Origin of the sequence: Mesorhizobium sp. M4B.F.Ca.ET.089.01.1.1 (assembly GCF_004022605.1) — a bacterium.
Classification (GTDB): Bacteria; Pseudomonadota; Alphaproteobacteria; order Rhizobiales; family Rhizobiaceae; genus Mesorhizobium; species Mesorhizobium abyssinicae.
Window position 1 is genome coordinate 1 of the sequence record NZ_RZOS01001027.1, and the last position, 810, is coordinate 810.

The 810-nt window shown below is 60.6% G+C and carries 2 protein-coding genes; both read right to left on the reverse strand.

From position 1 onward, the window contains the following. On the reverse strand, positions 1-234 hold a 234-nt coding region (locus EN780_RS35805; RefSeq protein ID WP_133372933.1), incomplete at its 3' end, for a hypothetical protein. Then, positions 231-810 (reverse strand): hypothetical protein (locus EN780_RS39295; protein ID WP_210215099.1); only part of this gene is annotated, 580 nt, incomplete at its 5' end. The genes EN780_RS39295 and EN780_RS35805, both read right to left, overlap by 4 nt.

Here is an 810-nt window from a genome sequence, read left to right on the forward strand (position 1 = left end):
CTCCTGCAGGGCATCCAGTGCGAGGGCCTTGCCGGATACAAGCTCGATGAGCCTTTCGAGCACTGGAAAACCAGTAAGGTTGGCAAACAGGTAGTCGGGCAGGTCTTCCGCCGACGTTGGTTCTGACCAGCCCAACCCAGCGGCCAATGCGGCCACCGCGTCTCGCGCAGTCTCTGGATGGGTTGCATATTGTTCGAAAGCTGCCAAATCAAAAACCGCGAGCAAGTCGGTCACGCGGTCGCTAGGTTGGCCGCTGCCGTGGCGCTGTTCGCGCGTACCGGTGTGATAACCGCGAACCCACGCCGCGATTGGCGCGGCAATCCAGTGAGATTGCGGGCGAACTCGTCGATCGCTGCCTCAGCCGCTGTACCCTGCCCCAAGCTGGCGCTGGTCAAGATGAAGCGCACGCGTTCCCGCGGTACATCAAGACGTGCGAGCAAGCGTCTGATCAGCAGTGCAACCTCCGCACCGCCAGCGCCCCGATACATGTGCGCCTCATCCAGTACCAGAATCAGCTCATTGGCGCTGTCAGCGTGCAGCCACTCCTTCGTCTGCCGGAAAATGGACCTCTCGATCGGCCGCATCAGCATGTATTCGAGCATCGAGTAGTTGGTGATAAGGATATCCGGGCATGCCCGCTGGGTTTCATCGCGAGTCATCATTTCGCGGTCACCGGGCTGGGTGATGAGACGGCGGTCCCAGTGACGATAGCGCCGGGGTGCACCGCCTTTTGGATTGGGCTTCAGTTCTTCGTGTTGCTTGCCGTAGAACGCGGCCAGGTCCTTCGACGGCCATTGCCCAATCTTGGTA